Here is a 22380-nt window from a genome sequence, read left to right on the forward strand (position 1 = left end):
GTCGTGAACGGTGGTGCAGGGTGAGCGGTGCTGTTGCCAGGATCGTAGAGGGTGATTCGTCTCGTCCGCACCCCTTGTGCGAAAGACGTTTTCACGTGCTCGGGCTCGGGTACCCGCCGATCGGGTTCGTCGCTGAAGCCCACTGGTCCGCTACCTGCGCGGCGGTGAGTGCCGCCGGGTAGACCGAGACGTCATCGATCGTGCCGGTGAAGTAGTGCGCGCCGAGCCAGGGAGTGTCGCCTCCGACCCTCCAGTAGCCCCACGACGTCGACAGGGTGAACGACCCGGTGCGCTGGGCGACGAGCGCTCCGTCGACGTAGAGGCTCATGGCGGTCGGTGTGACCGTGGCGACGCCGAAGTGCCACGTGTCGTCCGCGACGCTGGTCTTGGTCGAGACCACCGGTGATCCTGCGGATTGGATCCCGAACTGCAGCAGGCCGTTCGCGGTGACCGTCAGATCACGGTCGACCGTGTCGGACAGCATCGTGCCCGCGCTACCGAAGTCGACCACGGTGCCGCCGCGACCGGGTGCCGCCTTGAACCAGGCGGCGACGGTGGTGGTCGTCTTCGACGGCCAGGACGGCGTCGCGGTCGCGGCGGTGGTCATACCCGTCGCGGAGAAGGCGGTCGCGGTGGTGCCGTCGACGCTCGACCCGGCGAGACCCGCCGTCGGACGACCGGCCAGCACCTGAGGAGTGGTGCCCGCGAGGTCTGCGACGCCGGTGCCCGAGGCCTGGCCGAACCGCCAGAAGTTCGAGGCGTTCTGAGCCAGGACGGTGGCCGCGTACCCGGTCGGGCTCGCCGAGGCGACGGTCACGGAGACGTTGTCGCCTCGGACGGTGTTGCCGAACGGATCCGTGGCTCGGACCCGGTAGGCGTAGGAGCGACCCGGAACGAGCCCGGTGTCGGTGAACCCGATCCGTGGCCGGAACCAGACGGACGAGTCCTGGGTCGTCGTGTAGACGGGGGTCGGGTTGCCGTCCCGGTAGACCTCGTAGCGCAGGGTGGCGTTGTCGGGGTCGGCGTTTGCGACCCAGGAGACGTTCGCCGTGCCCGCGACGACCGAGGTCACGGAGGGGACGAATCCGGCGCCGCTCGAGACGGGGCCGACCAGGTGCGGTGCGACCGTCGGGATCGCGAAGCGGACGAGGCCCTGCTGCGCCTTTCCGTCGACGGCTGTGAACTCGCCGCCGAAGACGACGTACTGCGACGTGCCGGCGACCGTCCACGCCGCCTGGCCCTTGCCCGTGTAGGTACCCGGAGTGAAGTCGGGGAACCAGTTGAGCAGCGACGGGGCGGGCTTCCCGCCGAAGTCGGCGTAGCCCGACGGGGACGTCCGGTTCGTCGCGACCTTTTGGGTGGCCGCGGTCGAGAAGGCCAGTGCCCGATGGTGGGTCGTCGGCGAGGTCTCGCGGAATCCGTTCACGTTCCCGCAGAAGTGAGCGTGCCCGGCGATGTAGACGACGTTGCCGACGACGGCGCTGCCGTACGTGTCGCCGTGGCAGTCCTCGACCCAGGTGAGATCGCCGGCCTTCCAGTCGGCGCGGAAGGCCCCTCGAGGTTTCCTCCCCGACCGAAGGTGTAGCCGGTTCCGTACAGGCCGGTCGAGGTGGCCGTGAGACTCGTGATGGCGGAGCTGGTGCCGCCGTTGCGGACCACGGAGTTGACGTGCCAGGGCAGGTTCTTCCCGGTTCTCGCGTCGACGGCGCCGAGTCCGTAGCCGGGGTTGGTCGATTTGTTCAGCGCCGTGAACGCGCCGCCGACGACGATCTTCGTGGCGTCGGGGGAGGCGACGAGGGCGTTGACGACGCCTCCGGTCGCGCTGGGTGCCCAGGCGAGAAGCGCACCGGTCGTGGCGGAGACGGCGGCGAGCTGTTGGCGGTTCTTGCCCGTGGACGAGGTGAACGCCCCGCCCAGGTAGATCGTCGAGCCGACCCGTGCGAGCGTCTTGACCGTGTTGTTCGCGGACGCCTTGAAGCCGGCGACGACGGCTCCCGTTCCGGCGTCGATCTCGGCGATGCGGCCCTTGGCGGTGGTGCCGACCTTCGTGAACGATCCGCCGATGTAGAGGTGCTTTCCGTCGGACGAGGCCACGATCGTCTGGACCGCCCCGTTCAGGACGGGAGCGAACTTCGTGTTCAGGGCACCGGTGCGGATGTCGAACGCGAGCATCGACGTTCGCTTGACGGTCTGCGTTCGCGGAGCAGCTCCGAACGGCCTCGCGGTGGAGAATTGACCGCCGACGAAGACGGTGTTGCCGACGACGACTTCGGACCAGACGACTCCGTCGATCTGGGGTGTCGGCAGCACGTCGGCCGTGACCGTCGTGGGGGTCGCCGCACTCGCGGGGTTGCTGGGGGCGGAGTCGGCGTGAGCGGAACCCGCGATCAGGACACTGCCCGCGACGAACGTCAGGGCGGTCAGGATTGCGGGCAGTCTCCTGTTTCGGGACAGGGGGAAGCCAAGGGGTGCCTCTATTGCAGACGTGACGCAGGGGGCGTCAAGTGATCAGCGGGCTCGGGTAAGCCGTGCTGGGTGCTCGGGTAAGCGTGGCGGCACTCTCGGGTAAGCGAACCACCTGGGTCTGAGGCTACTTCGTTTTCTCCCGCACCATCGACCCTCGAACGGGGGTGAATGTCCCGCGGGCAGGGGTCAGAAATCGGAGAGGTTGGCGCGGAGCCCGCCGCCGCCGAATTCGGAGCGCAGGATTCCCCGGACCTTGAGCTCCGGGACGAGACCGTCGAGCAGGCGGTGCACGGTCGCCGGGTGGAGGTCGCCGTTGAAGATGAAGCCGTCGTTCGAGGCCTCGTCGCCCAGCTTCTCGATGAAGTCGGCGACCTGCGTGACCGTCCCGACGAATCCGGTGCCGTCGGCGATCCTGCCCTTGCGGTACTTCGCCACGAAGAGCTCGCGGAGCGGTGTCTGCGGATCGGCGTTGCCCACGAGTCCTCCGATGCTCCCCTTCGAGACGTGCTGGCCGAAGACGGCAGGATCGAGAGGCCGGTCGAGGTCGAGCCCGGTCAGGTCGGTCTCGGTGACGATCGACTGCCGCTCGATGACTTCGTGCAGATCGGCGTCGGTGGGGTGAGCCGAAGCCCGGACGACCCGGTCGACTTCGTCCTGGCTCGCGACGATCTCCGGTGTCAGGACGAAGAGGATCTTGATGGCCGCAGGATCCCGGCCCTCCGCCTGCGCCGCCGCATGGATCTTCGCGCGGTACGCGATCACGGTCTCCACGTCGAGCTTCGCCAGGGCCAGCTGCACGTCGGAGTTGTGGCCGGCGAACGCCAAGCCGCGACCCGAGCCGCCGGGGGAGACGATGACCGGGTCGTCGCCGTTCTCGAAGGGCGGCGCGTTGAGCGGGCCGTCGAGTTCGAAGTACTCGCCGCGGTGCTGGAAGGCGTCGAGCTTCGAGCCGTCGGCGTAGCGCCAGGATTCGGTGTCTTCCACGATCGCCCCGTCGGCCCAGCTGTGCCAGAGCTGCCGGACGACCTGCATCCACTCCTCGGCGCGGTCGTAGGAGGCGTCGTGCGCGAGCTCGGGGATGCCGAAGTGGCGGCTCCCCTTGACATCGGTGACGACGTTGAGCCCGACCCGGTGGCTGCTGAGGTGCTGCAGCGTCGCGAACTGCCGCGCGGCGAGGTACGGGGGTACACGCCGGCGTTGATGGTCGGTGCCACCCCGATGTGACTGGTCGCGGCGAAGAGGTACGGGGTCAGGAGGAGCGGGTCGAGCTTCGGTGCGCCGAGAGCTCCGCGCACGCGGAGGTCGAGCTGCTCTCGGGGGCCGGGCGACAGGCTGTCCTCGATGATGAGGAGATCGAGCCCCGCGCGCTCGAGCTCTCTGACGGACGACTGGTAGAGGTCGGGTCGGTCCCAGCGCAGGTTCCAGTGCCAATCCGGCCGCAGCCACCCCTGCGGACCGAAGCCTCGCCCGAAGAACCAACCGAAATGCTGCGTCCGTGCCATCCCCCAGCATGCCGCGTCTGCGTCGCCCCCGCGCCCCCGGCGTAGTCCGGCGACACACGGTCGCGGCACGGAGGGTCGGTGCCTAGTCTTGACGGGTGACTGATGAGCCCCGCGTCTATGTGATCCACGAGAACCCCGAGTGGTTCCCGCCGCTGCGTGCCGCCTTCGAGGCCGAGGGTGTCCCGGTCGAAGAGCTGCTGCTCGTCGACGGGGCGATCGACCTCACCGCCGAACCGGCTCCCGGGATCTACTGGTCGCGCATGTCGGCCAGCGCGCACACCCGCGGCAACGAGTTCTCCAAGGAGTACACACGCGCCACGCTCTCCTGGGTCGAGGCCGCGGGGCGCCGGGTCGTCAACGGCCGCGGCGTCATCGACCTCGAGGTGAGCAAGATCCAGCAGCACCTGGGCCTGCAGGCGCTCGGCTTCGACGTGCCGCGGACCTCGGCCGTCTTCGGCACCCGCGACCTCGCCGCGACCGCTTCGACCTTCCCGGTCCCTTTCATCTCCAAGCACAACCAGGGCGGCAAGGGCCTCGGCGTTCGCCGCTGGGACTCCCAGGAGGAGTTCGCCGCCTGGGTCGACTCGCCCGAGTTCGAGTCGTCGCCCGACGGCATCACCCTCGTCCAAGAGCTGCTGCAGGCCGCCGAGCCCTTCAACACGCGGGCCGAGTTCGTCGGCGATGAGTTCGTCTACGCGGTCCGAGTCGACACCTCGGGAGACACCTTCGAGTTCTGCCCGGCCGACGCCTGCGCGGTGCCCGGAGCCGCCCCGCTGTTCCAGCTGCGGGACCGGACCGCCGATGGCGCCCCGATCGCCCAGCACCCCGTGATCCTGCGCCTGCCCGAGTTCCTGCGCGCCAACGGGATCGAGATCGCCGGCGTCGAGTTCATCGAGACCTCGGACGGCCGACAGGTCGTCTACGACGTCAACACGAACACGAACTACAACCCCGACGTCGAGGCCGCATCCGACACGTCGGGGCCGCGCGAGATCGCGAGGTTCCTCGGCGGCCTTCTGGCCGAGGCCTACCCGGAGACGGCGCGGGATAAGCTCCTGGCGTGAGATTCGGCTTCTGGACCCCCATTTTCGGCGGCTGGCTTCGTAACGTCGACGACGAGCGCATGCCGGTCACCTTCGACTACGTGAAGAAGGTGGTGCAGACGGCCGAGCGGGTCGGGTTCGACCTGACCCTGATCCCCGAGTTGAACCTCAACGACATCAAGGGCGTTGCCGCCCCGTCGCTCGAGGCGTGGGCGCTGACCGCGGCGATCGCTGCCGTGACCGAGAAGCTCGAGCTGATGGCCGCTGTCCGACCGGGCTACCACCTGCCGGCCGTCACGGCGAAGCAGGCCGCCACGATCGACGAGATCTCCGGCGGCCGGTTCACGCTCAACGTGGTGTCGGCCTGGTGGGAGGAGGAGTCGAAGCAGTACGGCGGCCTCTTCTCGGAGCACGACGACCGGTACGCGCGCTCCACCGAGTTCGTCGAGATCCTGAAGGGGCTCTGGAACACGACGCCGTTCGATTTCCACGGCGACTACTACGACCTGTCGCGCACCCACCTCGAGCCCAAGCCGCACGTGCAGCCGCGCGTCTACGCGGGTGGTGAGAGCCCGGCGGGCAAGGCCGCGATCGTCGGGTTCGCCGACGCCTACCTCACGCACGGCGGGACCGTCGACGAGCTGCGCAGCAAGATCGACGACATGCGCGCACGGCGTCAGGCGGCAGGATCCGCGCCGTTCGAGGCGTTCGGCATGGCCGCCTACGCCATCGTCCGCGACACCGACGACGAGGCCGCGGCCGAGCTCGCACGCATCACCGACGTGAGCCAGGGGGCGGCGTACGAGTCGTACCAGGACTTCATCGCGCAATCGCACCTCGAACACCAGCCCGACCTCCGCGACTACTCGGTCTCGAACCGCGGTCTCCGCCCCGGCTTCGTCGGCACGCCCCGCCAGGTGGCCGATCGGATCCTGGAATTCGAAGCGGTCGGCGTCGACACGCTGCTGCTGCAGTTCTCGCCGCAGGTCGAAGAGATGGAGCGTTTCGCACGTGACGTCATCCCGCTCGTTCGGGCCGGATCCGGCGCGGCACGAGAGGCGCTGCCAGCCGTATAGGTTTGAGTCATGACGTCCGTGGCCCCCTCGACCGTGGTCCACACGCGCGCGCCTGGCAAGATCAACGTCTTCCTCGCCGTCGGTGATCTTCAAGACGACGGGTACCACGAACTCGCGACCGCGTACCAGGCGGTTTCCTGTACGAAGACGTCCGGGCGAGGCCCGCCGACGGCTTCAGCGTCCGCTTCACGTCGACGGCGTCCGGCATCGACCTCGCCGGAGTCCCCGTCGACGACACGAATCTCGCGATCCGGGCCGCCAAGCTCCTCGCGACGACCACCGGCTACTCGGGCGGCGTCGATTTGACGATCGACAAGAACGTCCCCGTCGCGGGCGGCATGGGCGGTGGGTCGGCAGATGCCGCCGCCACCCTGCTCGCCTGCGATGCCCTGTGGAACACCGGTCTGTCGCGCGATGAGCTCCTTCGGCTCGGGGCTCAGCTCGGCGCCGACGTCCCGTTCGCGCTGATGGGCGGCACCGCCGTCGGCACCGGCCGCGGCGACGAGCTCAGCCCCGCGCTCGCGCAGGGCCAGTTCCAGTGGGTGCTGGCGCTCGCCGACTTCGGGCTGTCCACGCCGGCCGTCTACCGCGAGCTCGACGAGCACCGCGTGCGTCACCTCGCCGACATCAATCCGGTGCGGCAGCCGCGCGTCGACTCGGGTGTTCTGCAGGCACTTCGCGCCGGCGATCCGGCTCGCCTCGCCGACGTCATGTACAACGACCTCCAGGCTCCCGCGCTCCACCTCGAGCCCGGTCTGTCGGCGGTGCTCGAGCTCGGCGAGCAGAACGGCGCCCTCGCCGGTGTCATCTCCGGTTCGGGGCCGACCGTCGCGTTCCTCGCGCCCGACCTCGACGATGCCCTCGAACTCCAGATCGCGCTGAGCGCCGCCAAGCTCGCCGTGGTGCGAGCCACCGGGCCCGTGCACGGCGCACGCCTGCTCTCCGACTAGGGCGTGCCGCTCACGTCACCGCGGGCCACCTGGGAGACGCGCCCCAGGCGCCCTAGAGTCGGTAGCGCAAAACGTTCACCCAGGTGAGGTGCCACTCGTCCTGCAGGTGGTATCCCTCGCCCGAGAGCGCCTTGGTGACGCTCGGACGGAGGTCTTGCTTGATGCTCGTGACCAGCCAGACGTATGTGTGGCCGTCGGCGCGCTCGATCGTCTGCGAGAGCGGATAGCGCGTCTCCCAGAGACCGTCGGTCTGAGCCGCCGGCGTCTTGAGGGTCACGTCGGTCATGCCGGAGAACGCGGCCGGATACGCGTAGGCGATGTTGCGCGCGGAGCCGGTCGGATGACGGCGGATGTGGCCGTAGACGATGGCGTCGGTCGCGTTGACGCCTTCGAGCGCCCGCTCTTTCGCGACGAGCGCCGCGACCTGCGACCACGACGAGGAGTCTTTCGCCTCGGGAAGGCGCTGCGACACGTAGCTCGGCAGCGTCATCCCGACGGCCACGACCAGCCCGGCAGCGACCAGCGTGCGCGCGCGGACCCGGCGACGGGGGCGCAGCGAGGTGAGGCCGACCGCCATCATGAGGGCCATGGCCGGTGCGGCGAAGGCCACGTAGCGCGGCGAGTAGAGCGGGCTGTGGACCAGCGAGACGGCGATCAAGCCGAGCGTCGGGACCAACATCCACGGCAGGGCGACCTGCAGCACGCCGAACGACGCGCTCCGCGACCGGCTGCGAACCACGGCGACGACGCCCAGGATCGCGAGGATCCAGGCGAACGCCGCGAACCACCAGTCGTTCATGAACCACTGCCACGTGTAGACGTCGATGAACGTCTGCCAGTTGGGCTTGCTGATCCAGCTGATCTGCTTCGACTCGGTGCTCGCGAGGCGCGCCAGGGGTATCAGCAGAGCGCCGGCGATCCCCGCCGAGACGATCCATCCGGCCGCGGCCGGTCGCCACGGTGTGGAGCGGCCCTGGAGGCGACCACGCCGGATCCAGAGCGCCAGCGTCACGCCGTGACCGACGATGAGGAGGGCCGAGTAGAGGAAGACGGCCGTCGACGCGAGGGCCAGGACGCCGTAGAGGGTCCACCAGAGCGTGTGGGCCCTCCTGGTGGTGCCCGTGCGCTTGACGGCGAGGACGAAGACGAGGGTTGCGGCGGTGGCCAGCGCTGTGGCGGTGGCGTAGGAACGCCCTTCGCCGCCCATCCACGTGACGCGGGGGAGCAGCACGAACAGGAGCCCGGCGACGATCCCGGTGCGCTTGGTGGTGAGCTCTTTGGCGAGCACGGTCAGCAGCGCCGCCGCGACCGCGATCGCTACAGCGCTGGGGAACCGGAGGCTGAAGGGCGAGTAGCCCACGAGCGCGAACCAGCCGTGCATGAGCGCGTAGTAGGTGGCGTGGACGGCGTCGACGGTGTGGATCTCCGACCACAGCTCGGTCCAGGTTCGCTGCGCCGACACGATGGTGGCCGACTCGTCGTACCAGACGGATGGAACCCAGGAGAACGCGACCGCGACGACGAGCCCGACGGCCCCGACCAGGACGGCGTCACCCCACGGCTGCGCCCGCAGGTTCTGGAGCCGAGTCGGCGGCCTGGAGGTCTCGGTCGCCCGACGTACAGTAGGAAGAGTCGCGGTCGTCGAGTCGAGGAGATCTGTCATGTCGTCGCTTCCTCCTCGTGGTGGTGCTGCTTCTACGGACGGTCGGGATGGGTTCGGTGCCGGCGGCCCGGTCGGTGGGCCGAACCCTGCTCGCAGAGACACGACGGCCCCCGGCGTGGCACGCTATGCGCGCACGTCACGATTGGCTGAGATCGGTCTCGATGGTCAGGCGCGGATCTCGAACGCCCGCGTACTCGTCGTCGGGGCCGGCGGCCTCGGCTGCCCCGGCATCCAGTATCTCGCCCAGAGCGGTGTGGGCGTCCTGGGAATCGTCGATGACGACGCTGTGGACGTCTCCAACCTTCAACGCCAGGTCCTCTACCGGCCCGATCAGGTCGGGACGCCCAAGGCCCGCGCCGCCGCCGACTGGGTGCGCTCCGTCAACAGCGACGTGACCGTTCGCGTGCACCCGTTCCGGCTCGACGCCGCGAGCGCCTCGATCCTCGACGACTACGACGTCGTGTTCGACGGCAGCGACTCGTTCGACACGTGCTATCTCGTCGCCGACGAGGCCGCGCGCCGCGGACTCCCCGTCGTCTGGGGGAGCGTGTCGCGGTTCGACGGGCAGGTCAGTGTCTTCTGGGACGCTGCGCCCGACGACCGCGACGTCGACTACCGCGATCTCCACCCGCAGCCTCCCGCAGACGGGTGGGACGAATCGTGCGCCGACGTCGGGGTGCTCGGCCCGCTCTGCGGCACCGTGGGGTCGGTCATGGCGTCCGAGGTGCTCAAGCTCGTCACGGGTGCCGGCGAACCGCTGCTCGGGCGAGTCGTGACCATCGACGCTCTCGGCGGATCGTGGCGTGAGAGCCGGCTCGTCCGCTCGCCGGCTCGAAGGGCCGCGCGGGCGCAGGATCGACGGACTCCGCGCTCGGCCGTCCCCTCCAGGCCCGCCGAGGCCCCGGCGATCACGGCCGACGACCTCGAAGCCCGCCTGGTCGAGCGAGCGGAGGGGCGCGACGACTTCGTGCTGCTCGACGTGCGCGAGCCCGCCGAGCACGCGGTCGCTGCGATCCCGGGCGATGTCCTCGCCGCGGGATTCGGATCGACCAGCACCGAGCATCCTGCCCTCGACCCGGCCGTGCCGGTCATCGTCTACTGCGCCCGCGGCCCGCGCTCGCAAGCGGCGGCGCGGCTGCTCGCCGACGAAGGACTCGACGCCACCGTCGTCTCCCGGGGCATGCTCGGTTGGACGCTGCGGCCGGGCGCGCTGGCCACCGGCACGGCCGCGTCCGCAGCGGGCCGAGTCGCCCTGCCTCTCGCCGACATCGATCCCGGGGTTTCCACCCCAACCTGCACTCCTAGGGCGTGTCCCTCACGTCACCGCGGGCCGCGTGTGCCCTGGATCGCGATCTGCGGCGGCGGGTTCCGTGAAGCCGTACCCGGCTCGCAGGGACCTCGATTACGCTCGGGGGATGACGGTCTCGCTCGGCATTCCCCTGATCAAGGGCCGGCCCGATCCTGCTCTCCCGCCGCGGCCCGCCGGTGCGCCGGGTCTCATCGACCGCTTCGACCGGGAAGCGACCGACCTCCGTGTCTCGCTGACCGACAAGTGCAATCTGCGGTGCACCTACTGCATGCCCGCCGAGGGGCTCCCGTCGCTGCCGCGCGACCAGGCTCTGACCGCCGACGAGATCGTGCGGCTCGTCGGCATCGCCGTGCGCGACCTCGGTGTGCGCCAGGTGCGCTTCACCGGCGGAGAGCCCCTGCTGCGGCGCGACCTCGTCGAGATCGTCGAACGCTGCGCCGCTCTCGAGCCGCGCCCCGAGCTCTCGCTGACGACCAACGCGATCGGGCTCGCCGAGCGGGCGACGGCGCTGGCCGCCGCGGGGCTCGATCGTGTCAACGTGTCGCTCGACTCCCTGCACGCGCAGACGTTCCTCGACATCACGCGCCGCCCGTTCCTCGACCGCGTGCTCGCCGGGGTCGATGCAGCCGCCGCGGCCGGGCTCGGCCCCATCAAGATCAACGCGGTGCTGCTGCCCGGCGTCAACGATCACGAAGCGCCCAGCCTGCTCGCGTGGGCTCTCGAAAAGGGCCACGAGCTGCGATTCATCGAGCAGATGCCGCTCGACATCGGTCACACCTGGAGTCGGGAGACCATGGTGACGGCCGCCCGCGTGCGCGAGCTCCTGGCCGATCGCTTCGATCTCGCTCTCGCCGACGAGCCGCGGGACGGCGCACCCGCCGAGCGCTTCGTCGCGAGGGGGCGCCGCGACGAGGCCGGTCTCGAGGGCACCGTCGGAATCATCGCCTCCGTCACCGAGCCGTTCTGCGCCGACTGCCGTCGCACTCGTCTCACCGCCGAGGGCAGTGTGCGCAGCTGCCTCTTCTCGCACACCGAGACCGACCTCCGCGACGCTCTCCGGGGCGGCTCCTCCGACCTCCAGGTCGCCGACCTGTGGCGCGATGCGATGTGGGCGAAGCCGAAGGGGCACGGCATGAACGACGCCTCCTTCGTTCAGCCGAGCCGCTCGATGAGCGCGATCGGAGGCTGACCGTGGCTGTCGTCACCGTCACCCTCCGCTTCTTCGCCGCGTCCAGGGCCGCGACCGGTCTCGACGAACTCGAGTGCGTCGCCGAACACGAACCCACCCTCGGCGAGCTGATCGCCGGGCTCGCTCCCGCGCGCGGCACCGACCCCGACGAGCTGATGGGTGTCCTCGACCGGTGCTCGTTCCTCGTCGACGGGATCTCGACGCGCGACCGCTCCCAGGTCGTTTCGCACGGCGCCGTCGTCGACGTCATGCCGCCTTTCGCCGGCGGCTGACCCCGGGCAAGGATCCCCCGGGCGCGCCGACCTCGGGGCGAACGGCGAACACCCGGGGACCGCCGCGCGGGTTGCTCGCTGCGGTCCGCCGGGTGACTGCTGATCCGGTGGTGCTGTTGATCGTGTTGCTGTCCGGCCTGTGGTCTCTCGCCGGACGGAGAGGGTCGCGCCGGAATCCGGCGTCGACAAGTCATTCGGTGCCGATCGCGGAACGGATTGGCAAAAAGTTCTTCTCTTTCAGAGGGCCCGGCGGCGCACCGGCGGGGCCGTGCTCGCGGCGGGCCGGAGCTCCGGGGTGACGAGCTCACCCTCGACGTCGGCGCCGGGGTCGTGGAGTTCGGCGACGAAGCGTTCCACGACGAGCTCGGCGATCCGATCGACCGGGACGCGCATGCTGGTGAGCGACGGGACGAGCGATCGGCCGATGACGCTCGAGTCGAAGCCCGACACCGAGATGTCCCCTCCGACCGTGAGGCCGAGCTTCTCCGCCGCGCGATAGACGGACAGGGCCAGGGAGTCGGACGAACAGACGATCGCCGTCGGACGGTCCGGTTCGCGCAGGAACGCGAGGGCGGCCGCGTCCATGCTCTCCTGGTCGTTGTGCACGGTGACGACCCGGGGGATCAGCCCGTGCTCGGCGATGGCCGACAGGTAGCCCTCCCGTCTCTCGTCGTCCCAGTACGCGATCCGGTGACCGAGGAAGGCGACGTGCCGGTGGCCGAGCCCGATGATGTGCTCGGTCGCCTCGTGGGTTCCGACGACGTTGTCGACGTCGACCCACGCCTGTCTCAAGCCCATCGGAACGCGCCCGAAGGACGCGAACGGCGTGTGCGTGTCTTCGACGATCTCGAGCCGCTCGTCGGAGCCGAACATGTCGCTGAAGACGAAGCCGTCGACCCGACCCGAGCGGACGAGGTCGCGCATTCCTCGCGCACCGTTGGACGTGATGAGGACGTGGTACCCGTGGTTGCCCGCCTGGGTGACGAGCGCCCGGATGAAGTCGCCGACGATGACGTTGTCGGGGGTGAGGGCGGTCTCGCTGAGCGGGTAGGCCAGTTGACCCGAGCGGCGCGAGCGCATGCTGCTCGCGCCCGGATGAGGCGTGTAGTCGAGGCGCTCGATGATGTCGCGGATCCGCTCGCCGGTCTCCTGACCGACGCGGCCCTTTCCGCGGATGTAGTTCGACACGGTCTGACGCGAGACTCCGGCCTCGCCGGCGACGTCATCGATGGTGACGCGGCGGTTGTTCATCGACTTTCACCTCTCGTATCGACGGCGGGTGTTGACACGGACTTGAGTGCTCTGCAACCATATCGGCACACGCGGTCGAACGTTCAACCATGAGCCGCATCCGTCGCACAAAGGAGTTGCAAATGGGAACCATCGAATGACCCAGATCGCCGCCGGCAGGCCAGCAATCCAACCCGCAGCCGAGGAGCCGAGAAGCACCCACAGCAGCGTTCGAAGACGCTCCCTCACCGCCTACGGCCTTCTGGCGCCGAGCCTGTTCGGCGTCATCGTGTTCCTCGGGATCCCGGTGATCCTCGTCGTCGTCTTCTCGTTCCTCAAGTGGAATCTGCTGACGGCGCCCACGTTCGTGGGACTGACCAACTACCTCGACGTGTTCCAGCACGAGGGTGCGGGGCACGCACTCCTCGTCACCTTCTACTACTTCCTGCTCAACATCCCGGTCCAGACGGCCCTCGCCCTCGGCATGGCGCTCCTCATGAACCGAAGGGGCCGGTTCACCGCCCTCATTCGCGTCCTCTGCGTCCTGCCGTACCTGGCGACACCGGTCGCCATGGGTGTCGTGTGGCAGTGGATCTTCGCCCCGCAGACCGGCGTCGTGAACACGCTTCTGCACTTCGTCGGGGTCTCCGGGCCCGACTGGCTGAACTCGCCCGGATGGTCGATGCCCGTGGTCGCGTTCGCGAACATCTGGCAGTTCGTCGGCTACAACATGCTCTTCTTCCTGGCCGGGCTGCAGGCGATCCCGCCGATGCTCTACGAAGCCTCCGCCATCGACGGTGCCAGCACCGTGCAGCGGTTCTTCCGCGTCACGCTGCCGCTGCTCCGCCCGACGATGCTGTTCGTGCTCGTCACCGGGGCGATCGGATCGTTCCAGGTCTTCGACTCCGTCTACGTCATGACGAACGGTGGTCCGGGCACGAGCACGACGGTCATGAACATGTTGATCTACCAGAACGGCTTCATCGGATTCCGGATAGGCGCGGCATCCGCACTGTCGGTGATCCTGTTCGCGGTGATCCTGGTGGTCACTCTCATCCAGTTCCGGTACTTCAACCGGCGCACCGTCTACGAGCTGGTCTGAGGCGCGATCATGACGACACTGACGAAAGCACCCGCCGCCCGCCTCGCGAGGACGACCACGGCGACGCCGCCGGTCACCCGCGGAGTCCGCACCTTCCTCTACGTGATCGTGCTGCTCGCGATCGCTGCGATCTTCATCACGCCGTACCTGTTCTCCGTCATGGCGGCCTTCAAGCCGCTGTCCGAGATCCAGGCGGACCGTGCGTGGGATCTCCCCAGCCACCCCACATTCGACAACTTCGTGACGATCTTCACGCAGTACAAGTTCGGGACGTTCCTGCTCAACACCGCCGGAGTGACGATCATCATCACCATAGGTCAGGTCGTCTTCTCGCTGCTCGGGGCCTACGCGTTCGCTCGCATCCAGTTCCCCGGCCGCGAGGCGATCTTCTGGGGCTACCTCAGCATGCTGATGGTCCCGAACGTCGTCACGATGATCCCGCTCTACGTCATGATGTCGAAGGTCGGTCTCACCGACACCTACTGGGCGCTGTTCCTGCCGTACGTGTTCGGAACGCCGTACACGATCTTCCTCATGCGGCAGTACATTCAGTCGATCCCGTCCGAGGTGATCGAGGCGGCCCGGCTCGACGGCTGCTCGGAGCTCGGAGTGCTCCGCCGCGTGGTCGTCCCGATGTCGCGGCCGATCATCATGACCGCCACGATCATCGCGGTGATCTTCTCCTGGAACAACTTCCTCTGGCCGCTCATCTCGACCAGTTCGAACGACCTCCAGGTCCTGAGCGTCGGGGTGGCGAACTTCAACTCGAACTTCACGTCGCAGTGGAACCTGGTCCTCGCAGGATCCCTCGTGGCGCTGATTCCGATGGTGATCCTGTTCGTCCTCTTCCAGAAGCACATCGTCAACTCGGTCAACCTGTCGGGAGCGAACCGATGAGCCCGCAGAAGTCGACCGGCGTCAGCCGGCGGCAGTTCCTCGGGCTGACCGGTGCCGCCGCAGGAACCCTGGCGCTCGCGGGATGCTCCGCGTCGTCCTGGGGATTCCGCGGAGCCGGTTCGAAGACAGCCGAGATCACCTACGCGCTGTGGGATGCCAACCAGCAGGTCGGCTACCAGAAGTCGATCGACGAGTTCCAGAGGGCCAACCCCGACGTCCACGTCACCATCGAGCAGATCCCCTACGGCAACTATCAGCAGAAGATCACGGCGCAGTACATCTCGGGCGATGCGCCCGACGTGTTCTGGGTCAACACCCCGTGGCTCGGCGACTGGGCGAAGGGCGGGCTGCTCACGGACATCGCCCCGAGGGCGAAGAAGGCGAACATCGACTTCGGGCAGTACATCCCGACCCTCGTCGACCTCCACCGCGACGGGTCGAAGCTGTGGGGCCTCCCGAAAGACTGGGACACGATCGCGATCTACTACAACAAGCAGCACCTGGCGAAAGCCGGCTTCCGGACCCCGCCCACCGACCTGGCGTGGAATCCCGAGGACGGCGGATCGTGGCTGCACTTCTTGAAGCAGGTCACGCTCGATCACAAGGGCAGGAACGCTCTCGATCCGGCCTTCGATCCCGGCAACGTCGACGTGTACGCAACCGCCATGACCAACGAGTTCCAGGCGATCTTCGGCAGCTACCTGGCGATGAACGGTGGCGCCATGCTGCCCCACGCCTACGCGACCAAGTCGGTCTTCGACAGCAAGGCCAACCGCAAGACGATGACGTTCTTGACGGAGATGCTCCACGCGGCGCACGTGCTCGTGCCGAACGGTGAGACCGGACCGAACGGTAACAGCAACAACTCGCAGACGATCTTCGCCTCGGGCCGCATGGCCATGTGGCAGGCCGGTGACTGGAACACCGGCTCCCTCGCGGGGCTGTCGGACTTCCATGTCGGGGTCATTCCGCTACCGATCGGCCCGAAGGGTCGGATCAGCGTGATCAACGGCCTCACCGACGGGATCGCCAGCAACACCCGGAACCCCGAAGCCGCCTGGCGGCTCGTCCAATGGCTCGGCAGCGAGAAGTCGCAGCGGATCATGGGATCCGGCGGCTACATCTGGCCCGCAATCGAGAAGCTCGATCCGCTCTTCCAGTCGTACTGGAAGAAGAAGGGCGTCGACGTCACCCCGTTCCTCACCGAGGCGCAGGGAAAGGTCGTCAACTTCCCGGTCGGCACGGGGATGAACGAAGCGCTGAGTAACGTCGAGACGGCCCTCGGCCCGACGTTCCTCGGGCAGAAATCCGCCACGTCGGGCCTTGCCAGCGCAACCGAGATCCTCGATTACCGGATCTCGTACGCGACCACGACCTGAACCACCACCCCCTGAAGAAAGGCCACACATGGTATCCATCGGCATGATCGGCGCCGGGCAGTTCGCCGGTTCGTTCGCGAAACTGTTCGACATCCACCCGGACGTCGAACGAGTCCTGGTCACCGACCTCCTGCCCGAACGCGCGCACGAGCTGGTCGAGCGCGAGAGTCTCGCCGGCTTCGTCGCCGACTTCGACGCCATGCTCGAGTCGGACGTCGACGCCGTCGCGATCTTCACGCAGCGCTGGACGCACGGCCCGCTCGTCGTCCGCGCGCTCCGCGCCGGCAAGCACGTCTACTCGGCCGTCCCGATGGCGATCACGGAAGACGAGATCGCCGCGATCATCGAAGCGGTGAAGGAGACCGGGCTCACCTACATGATGGGAGAGACGAGCTACTACAACCCCGCGACGATCTACGCCCGCAACAAGGTCGCCGAGGGCGCCTTCGGCCGCATCATCTACGCCGAGGGCGACTACGTCCACGACATGGATCTCGGCTTCTACGCGGCGTACCAGTACAGCGGCGGCGAGAACTGGAAGGCGACGGCGAGCTACCCGCCGATGCTGTATCCGACGCACGCCATCGGCGGAGTCCTCGGGGCCATCCCCGGCCACGCCGTGAGCGTCAGCTGCATCGGCATCGTGGACGACCGCGGAGACGGCGTCTTCGACAAGGAGGTCAGCCAGTTCGGCAACGACTTCTCGAACGCCAGCGCGCTGTTCGAGCTGAACGACGGCAGCGTCATGCGCACCAACGAGATGCGCCGCGTCGGCTACCCGTCGCAGATCCGCGAGTCGCGCTTCCGCTACTTCGGCACCGAGGCCAGCTTCGAGCAACTCGCCACGGTCAGCGTCTGGCAAGACAAGAAAGAGGTCGTCGACGTCAGCGAGCAGATCACGACCAAGCCGACGCTGGCACACGACGACCCCGCACTCGCGAACGTCGACCCGGCGCTCCGCGACGCGTTCGTGTCGGGCTACGCCGAGGTGCACGACATCTCGCGCCTGCCGGAGGAGTACCGCGGGGTGCCGAGCGGCCACGAGGGGAGCCACCACTTCCTGGTCGACGACTTCGTCCGTGCCGTGGTCGACGGCACGCTGCCGCCCGTGAACGCCTGGGTGGCCGCGCGCTACACGCTGCCGGGCATCATCGCCCACGAGTCGGCGAAACAGCACGGTGCACGCCTGCCGATCCCCGACTTCGGCGACCCGATCGAGCCGTCCCCGGCGGCCGTCGAGGCCGGAGCGGCACACCGCGAGGGCTGACGCCGAGAGATGACCACCGGAGGCATGGCGCGGCTCGCGACCGTGCCTCCGGCCGTCCTCAGGCTGCGCGCCTCGTCCGCTCGCCTACTTCGTCGTCGGCGTCTCGATGATGACCATCGTCGCCTTGACCACCGCGACCGCCTCCGAGCCGAGTTCGAGACCGAGGTCGTGCACCGCCTCGGTGCTCATGAGCGACACGACGCGGAACGGCCCGCACTGGAGCTCGACCTGTGACATCACGGGATCGGAGGTGATGCCCGTGACGAGGCCGACGAACCGATTGCGCGCCGAGCTGTTGCCATCGGACGGATCGTCCGGCAGGACGGCGTTCCTCCGGGCCAGCTGAGCCAGCGCGAGGCCGTCGACGACGGTGCGGCCCGAGGCGTTCTTCGAGCTCTCGAGGGTTCCGTTCTCGATCCAGCGCCTCACGGTGTCGTCGCTGACTCCGAGGTAGCGGGCGGCTTCGGTGACCCTGATCTGCGGCATGCGGCGAGCCTACTGCCGGGCTTGCACAGCCGTCGGCGAGGGCAGACTCCGAGACGGTGCCCACCCGGCTTCCGTGACCCTGATCTGCGGCATGCGGCGAGCCTACTGCCGCACGCCGGGGGCGGGCAGAGGCCTGCGGCGGAGCAGAGCCCACTCGTCGCGGGCGCGCTCGCGGATCCTGCCCCACCACCCCGGCCCCGACCGGTGGATGCTGACGATCACGATGATGAGCAGAGCCACCCCGAGCGTCGAGGCCCGGACGTACGCGAACGGCCAGAACTGCCGGACGGAGATCGCGAGGGCCACGGCCAGCCACTCCCAGCGGCCGGTGAGAGCGACGAACGGGACGAGCAGCAGCGCGTACCACGGGTAGCGCGGGCTCAGCACGAACAGGAAAGTCCCGATCATCACGAGCTGCCCGAGCCACGGTGCGGCAGGATCGGTCGTGCGCCAGACGATCACGGCGACGACCAGCAGGATCAGCACGGCCACGACTGTCGTCGCCTTCCCGTGCACGAACAGGTAGACGAGTGCGAAGCCGGACCCGTCGTCGACGCCCTCCTCCGACAGGTACCCCGGCAAGTACCCCAGCACCTTCGGCCCCGTCGACAGCAGGTACGGGACGTAGAGCAGCACGAAAGTCGCCGCGGCGCCCACGATGATCTTGGCGGGCTGGCGGCGGAGCAGGGCGGGCGCCGCCACGATCGGGATGAGCTTCGTCGCGATGGCGGCCCCCAGTGCGATGCCGCCGAACCAGCGCCGACCGCCGGCGACGAGAGCCGTCGCCACGAGCGCGAACCCGGCCGCCAGGAGGTCGATGTGCGAGTTGGTGATCCCCTCGGAGGCGACCAGCGGACACCAGGCCCAGAGCGCGGCCCAGCGCGGGTCGAGCGAGCGGCGTCGCAGGATCACGAGGAGGCCCACCGTGATCGCGAGGCTCAGGATCAACCCGGCGGCCTGCAGCGGCCAGTAGGCGGCATCCACGGCGACGACGCCCCGGACGGCGGCGAAGTAGAGCTCGGCCGCCGCCGGGTAGATCGTGAGGACGCTCGGCCGGTTGATCGTCGTGCAGAGCCTTTCGTGGCTGCCGTACTCGTGCGTCGAGAACACGCGCGTGCCCGTGCAGGTCTCCTTCCCGGCCGAGGTGGTGACCGTGGCGGGGAACAGCCACGGGGTGCGCAGGCTCTCGGTCACGCGCGAGTTCGGGGTGTGCTCGTAGGGCGAGAGGCCGTGGTCTTGCACGATCCCGTCCCACGCGTAGCGCGCCGAGTCGGTGCTCGTGTTCGGCGGCCCCGAGACCGCTGCGCCGCCCACCAGCGCCGCTCCGACGAGGACCACGACCGTGACCGACTTCGCGGGGACCCTCCGCAGGAGCAGGAAGGCGCCGATGAAGAGCGCCCAGCAGACGAGGGTCCAGAGCTGGAAGGAGTGGCCGATTCCGGCGACGTAGAACCCGAGCGCGTGGACACCCCAGCCGACGGTGGCGGCGAGGATCGTCACGCCGAGGAGGCCGAGGAAGGTGCGCACGTGCCCACTCTGCCCGAACCGAGAGGGCTTCCGGTCCGAACTCCTTACGACTCGGCGACATCTGACCCCAAAAGGCCCGATCACGCCTGCCCAGGACCGATCCATGGTGAGATTCAACATGCGCGAACTGATGTACGGACTGCGACGGTCGATGACCTCGCCGAACCGTAACGCGCGCACCGCCGTCGTCCTCGGTCGCCTGCTCGGTCTCGCTTTCACGATCTGCCTGTTCACAGGCCTCTACAGCCACTTCCTCCAGGAGCCCGCGTCGTGGATGCACTTTCCGACGCAGCCGGTGTCGCTCTACAAGTGGACGCAGGGCGTCCACATCACCGCCGGCATCGCCTGCTTCCCGCTGCTGTTCGGGAAGCTCTACGCCGTCTTCCCACAGCTGTTCCAGTGGCCGCCGATCAAGACACCGGTACAGATCCTCGAGCGCGCGTCCATCGCGCTGTTCGTCGCGGCGTCGCTCGTGCAGATCTTCACGGGGCTGCTGAACACGTTCCAGTACTACCCGTGGCCGTTCCCGTTCAAACAGGTGCACTACGCCCTCGCGTACGTCATCATCGGCTCGCTCGCCGTGCACATCGGCATCAAGCTGCCGATCATCGCGCGCTACTGGCGCAAGAAGGACTCGTACGACGAGGACGGCACCTTCCTGGTCGGGGAGTCCGACTACGTCCCGCCGTCGAAGCACCGGGTGGCGCGGGAGAAGCTCGCGACGTACGTCGTGTCGAAGGACGAGCTCGAGGATCCTGCGCTGGTCATCCCGGCCGAGGTCAGCGCGGCGTCTGTCACCTCGCGGCCTCCGAAAGGCATCGTGGGGCGGATCTTCGACTGGATCGACCGCACCCCCGACGTCGACGTGAAGACGTCGCGGCGCGGCTTCTTCGGCGCGATCGGCGTCACCACCGGCGCCGTCATGGCGTTGACGGCCGGCCAGTCGTTCAAGCCGCTCGATCGCCTCAACGTCTTCGCCCCGCGCAAGCTCGCGTACGGCCCCAACGGGCTGCCGATCAACCGGACCGCCGCCGCCGCGCAGGTGCTCGAGACGGCCATGGACCCCGGCTGGCAGCTCGTCGTGTCGAAGGGCTCCGCCATCCGCACCTTCAGCATCGCCGACCTGATGGCGATGCCCCAGTACGAAGCCGCTCTCCCGATCGCCTGCGTGGAGGGCTGGAGCCAGCTGGCGCACTGGAAGGGTCCGCGGTTGCACGACGTGGTGGGCGCCGTCGGGGCGACGGACAGCGAGCAGCTCAAGATCACGTCGCTCGAGAAGAAGGGCGGCTACCGGGTCACCCTGATGGGCTCGGAGTACGTCCACGACCCCAACACGCTCGTAGCGCTGCACCTGAACGGCGAGCGGTTGACCATCGACCACGGGTATCCCGCGCGGATGATCGCGCCGGGCCGCCCCGGGGTGCTGCAGACGAAATGGCTGAGCCACCTGGAGATCGTCACATGAGACTCGCCCGCATCCTTCTCGTCGGCGTAGGCGCCCTGGCGATCCTGCTCGGCGCCTGGGTGATGTTCGACACGGTCAAGCCGAAGAGCATCTGGGGGTTGCTGACCTGGCTGATCGCCGCGGTGATCCTGCACGACGGGATCATCTCGCCGATCGTGGTCGGGATCAGCGTCGGGATGCGCCGCGTGGGCAGGACCATTCCCGCCGGCGTCCTCGCGATCGTGCAGGCCGGCGTTCTGGTCGGCTGCGTGTTCACCCTGATCGTGGTGCCGGAGATCATCCGGAAGGCGAAGATCCCAAAGAACTACACGGTGCTGCCGTTCGACTACGGCACGCGCCTCGGTCTCCTGTGGATCGCAGTCGCGGTGCTCACCGCGCTGGTCGTCGTGGTCTACCTGCGCACCCGTCGTCGCACCCCGGCTGCCGTAACGCGTTTTGCGGACAACTAGACGCGCCGCGGCCGGTCGCTTTGTCCGCACGCCGTCGGGTGGCTCGACTTGGTGCTGGGCTGCCGCAACGCGTTTTGCGGACAACGAGACGTGCCGCGGCTGCGGGTCGTGTCCGTAAGACGCGTTGCGGCAGAACTACGCGCCCCGGCGCGAGGAGACGTGCTGCGGACACTTAGGCGTGCCGCGGCAGGTCTATTTGTCCGCAAAACGTATTGCGGCAGGGGTTATCGGCACAGCCTGACGAAGACGCGAGAGTCGATCCGCCAGACCTGGTCGAGCTCGAGGCCCGCCGCGGCGGCGTGACGAGCCAGGGCGGTGGCTCCGACCTCGGCCCACGGGAACGTCGACGACGTCCGGCCGTCCTCGTCGACCACGTGCGCGGTGAAGACGTCGTCGACGTCGTCGTCCGGCTGCGTCTCGACGAGGACGGCGCCGCGGCGGCCGAGGAGTTCGGCGGAACGCGTGAGAAGAGCGGCAGGATCCCCGCCGATGCCGATGTTGCCGTCGATCAGGAGCGCCGTCTTCCAGTGGCCCTCGCGCGGCAGGCGGTCGAAGACGCTGCGAGCCAGCACGGGCAGCCCCGCGCGACGGGCGACTTTGACCGCCGCGCGGGAGACGTCCACGCCGAGGCTGACGAAGCCGAGGTCGATGGCAGCGGCGACCATGCGCCCCGGGCCGCAGCCGATGTCGAGAATCGGCCCGGACTCCCCGGCGAGGATGGCGCGGTCGACGTCGTCGGCGGCCGCCATCCAGCGTCCGAGGTCGTAGTCGTTGCCGGGGTGACCTTGGTCGCGGACGAGCGTCAGCTGCCCTTCGCGGCGGAGGGCGTGAGCGTACGGCTCGGAGCCGCCCGACCCGAAGGTCGCCTCGCGGCCGAGCTCGGCGATGCTCATCGGAGGGCCCCTCGGCGGAGTTCGAAGTGCGCCGCGGGGCGGTGGGTGCCGCGGTCGTCGCGGGTGGGGAAGTCGAGGTGGGTCACGTGTACTAGTTCGGAGCGGAGGGGGCGTCGGTTGCCCCGGAACGGCTGGAAGACGTGGAGCGGAGGGGACATGGACCGAGGCTAGGCGCGTCAGAGGACGCTCGTGCGCCGCAATCCTTACGGAACCCG

19 protein-coding genes and 2 pseudogenes are annotated in these 22380 nt (G+C 68.7%); 12 read left to right on the forward strand and 9 right to left on the reverse strand.

Features of this window, described 5'->3' with window-relative positions; all coding sequences use genetic code 11:
* Window positions 1-91: 91 nt before the first annotated feature.
* The 3 genes from QUE79_RS08710 to QUE79_RS08720 all read right to left on the reverse strand — a co-directional run bounded on the left by QUE79_RS08710 (window position 92) and on the right by QUE79_RS08720 (window position 3978).
* Window positions 92-1426, reverse strand: a complete 1335-nt coding sequence (locus QUE79_RS08710) for a LamG-like jellyroll fold domain-containing protein (protein WP_286346316.1) — start codon at window positions 1424-1426, stop codon at window positions 92-94.
* A complete protein-coding gene (locus tag QUE79_RS08715; RefSeq protein WP_286346317.1) occupies window positions 1423-2310 on the reverse strand; it encodes a hypothetical protein in 888 nt (295 codons plus the stop codon). The genes QUE79_RS08710 and QUE79_RS08715 overlap by 4 nt, the downstream gene beginning before the upstream one ends.
* Window positions 2311-2652: 342 nt before the next feature.
* Window positions 2653-3978, reverse strand: coding sequence for an LLM class flavin-dependent oxidoreductase (locus tag QUE79_RS08720; RefSeq protein WP_350271670.1), 1326 nt, complete (start codon window positions 3976-3978; stop codon window positions 2653-2655).
* An 85-nt stretch (window positions 3979-4063) separates the two neighbouring features.
* Here QUE79_RS08720 and QUE79_RS08725 point away from each other — a divergent pair, with 85 nt between their 5' ends.
* The 3 genes and pseudogenes from QUE79_RS08725 (at window position 4064) to QUE79_RS08735 (ending at window position 7037) form a co-directional block, all read left to right on the forward strand.
* Window positions 4064-5032: an ATP-grasp domain-containing protein gene (locus QUE79_RS08725; protein WP_286346318.1), complete on the forward strand. Its 969-nt coding sequence runs from the start codon at window positions 4064-4066 to the stop codon at window positions 5030-5032.
* Entirely contained in the window at window positions 5029-6087 is a 1059-nt protein-coding gene (locus QUE79_RS08730; RefSeq protein ID WP_286346319.1) for an LLM class flavin-dependent oxidoreductase, read from the forward strand. Before QUE79_RS08725 ends, QUE79_RS08730 begins: the two co-directional genes overlap by 4 nt.
* 9 nt (window positions 6088-6096) lie before the next feature.
* Window positions 6097-7037, forward strand: a pseudogene (locus QUE79_RS08735) (4-(cytidine 5'-diphospho)-2-C-methyl-D-erythritol kinase).
* A 52-nt stretch (window positions 7038-7089) separates the two neighbouring features.
* Here QUE79_RS08735 and QUE79_RS08740 read toward each other — a convergent pair.
* Complete coding sequence (locus tag QUE79_RS08740) at window positions 7090-8700, reverse strand: glycosyltransferase family 39 protein (RefSeq protein ID WP_286346320.1); 1611 nt, start codon at window positions 8698-8700, stop codon at window positions 7090-7092.
* On the opposite strand from QUE79_RS08740, the pseudogene QUE79_RS25415 reads away from it, so the two are divergent.
* The 3 genes and pseudogenes from QUE79_RS25415 to QUE79_RS08755 all read left to right on the forward strand — a co-directional run.
* Window positions 8699-9835 (forward strand): annotated as a pseudogene (locus QUE79_RS25415) (ThiF family adenylyltransferase); the annotation flags it as partial. The gene QUE79_RS08740 and the pseudogene QUE79_RS25415 overlap by 2 nt on opposite strands.
* Window positions 9836-10115: 280 nt before the next feature.
* Entirely contained in the window at window positions 10116-11198 is a 1083-nt protein-coding gene (gene moaA, locus QUE79_RS08750) for a GTP 3',8-cyclase MoaA (RefSeq protein WP_286346322.1), read from the forward strand.
* Between the two features lie 2 nt (window positions 11199-11200).
* Window positions 11201-11470 carry a MoaD/ThiS family protein gene (locus tag QUE79_RS08755; protein WP_286346323.1) on the forward strand — a complete coding sequence of 90 codons (270 nt, stop codon included), beginning with the start codon at window positions 11201-11203 and terminating at the stop codon, window positions 11468-11470.
* A gap of 237 nt (window positions 11471-11707) precedes the next feature.
* Here QUE79_RS08755 and QUE79_RS08760 read toward each other — a convergent pair whose 3' ends face one another.
* Window positions 11708-12721, reverse strand: coding sequence for a LacI family DNA-binding transcriptional regulator (locus tag QUE79_RS08760; RefSeq protein WP_286346324.1), 1014 nt, complete (start codon window positions 12719-12721; stop codon window positions 11708-11710).
* A gap of 136 nt (window positions 12722-12857) precedes the next feature.
* Between QUE79_RS08760 and QUE79_RS08765 the strand changes: the two genes are divergently transcribed.
* From QUE79_RS08765 to QUE79_RS08780, 4 genes are read left to right on the forward strand one after another with little or no spacing between them, the layout of a single operon-like run.
* Entirely contained in the window at window positions 12858-13802 is a 945-nt protein-coding gene (locus QUE79_RS08765) for a carbohydrate ABC transporter permease (protein WP_286346325.1), read from the forward strand.
* A gap of 9 nt (window positions 13803-13811) precedes the next feature.
* Entirely contained in the window at window positions 13812-14699 is an 888-nt protein-coding gene (locus QUE79_RS08770; protein ID WP_286346326.1) for a carbohydrate ABC transporter permease, read from the forward strand.
* A complete protein-coding gene (locus QUE79_RS08775) occupies window positions 14696-16078 on the forward strand; it encodes an ABC transporter substrate-binding protein (protein ID WP_286346327.1) in 1383 nt (460 codons plus the stop codon). Before QUE79_RS08770 ends, QUE79_RS08775 begins: the two co-directional genes overlap by 4 nt.
* 28 nt (window positions 16079-16106) lie before the next feature.
* Complete coding sequence (locus QUE79_RS08780; RefSeq protein WP_286346328.1) at window positions 16107-17345, forward strand: Gfo/Idh/MocA family protein; 1239 nt, start codon at window positions 16107-16109, stop codon at window positions 17343-17345.
* 84 nt (window positions 17346-17429) lie between these two features.
* Here QUE79_RS08780 and QUE79_RS08785 read toward each other — a convergent pair whose 3' ends face one another.
* Window positions 17430-17831 carry a TOBE domain-containing protein gene (locus QUE79_RS08785; RefSeq protein WP_286346329.1) on the reverse strand — a complete coding sequence of 134 codons (402 nt, stop codon included), beginning with the start codon at window positions 17829-17831 and terminating at the stop codon, window positions 17430-17432.
* A gap of 102 nt (window positions 17832-17933) precedes the next feature.
* Complete coding sequence (locus tag QUE79_RS08790; protein ID WP_286346330.1) at window positions 17934-19358, reverse strand: glycosyltransferase family 87 protein; 1425 nt, start codon at window positions 19356-19358, stop codon at window positions 17934-17936.
* A 103-nt stretch (window positions 19359-19461) separates the two neighbouring features.
* On the opposite strand from QUE79_RS08790, the gene QUE79_RS08795 reads away from it, so the two are divergent.
* Both QUE79_RS08795 and QUE79_RS08800 read left to right on the forward strand, forming a co-directional pair.
* Window positions 19462-20823, forward strand: coding sequence for a molybdopterin-dependent oxidoreductase (locus tag QUE79_RS08795; RefSeq protein WP_286346331.1), 1362 nt, complete (start codon window positions 19462-19464; stop codon window positions 20821-20823).
* Window positions 20820-21272, forward strand: a complete 453-nt coding sequence (locus QUE79_RS08800) for a hypothetical protein (protein WP_286346332.1) — start codon at window positions 20820-20822, stop codon at window positions 21270-21272. Before QUE79_RS08795 ends, QUE79_RS08800 begins: the two co-directional genes overlap by 4 nt.
* A gap of 224 nt (window positions 21273-21496) precedes the next feature.
* Here QUE79_RS08800 and QUE79_RS08805 read toward each other — a convergent pair whose 3' ends face one another.
* Window positions 21497-22165: a methyltransferase domain-containing protein gene (locus tag QUE79_RS08805; protein WP_286346333.1), complete on the reverse strand. Its 669-nt coding sequence runs from the start codon at window positions 22163-22165 to the stop codon at window positions 21497-21499.
* On the reverse strand, window positions 22162-22323 hold the full coding sequence (locus QUE79_RS08810) for a hypothetical protein (protein WP_286346334.1): 162 nt from the start codon (window positions 22321-22323) through the stop codon (window positions 22162-22164). The genes QUE79_RS08805 and QUE79_RS08810 overlap by 4 nt, the downstream gene beginning before the upstream one ends.
* Window positions 22324-22380 lie beyond the last annotated feature (57 nt).

This window comes from Frondihabitans sucicola (assembly GCF_030296615.1).
Taxonomy (GTDB): Bacteria; Actinomycetota; Actinomycetes; order Actinomycetales; family Microbacteriaceae; genus Frondihabitans; species Frondihabitans sucicola.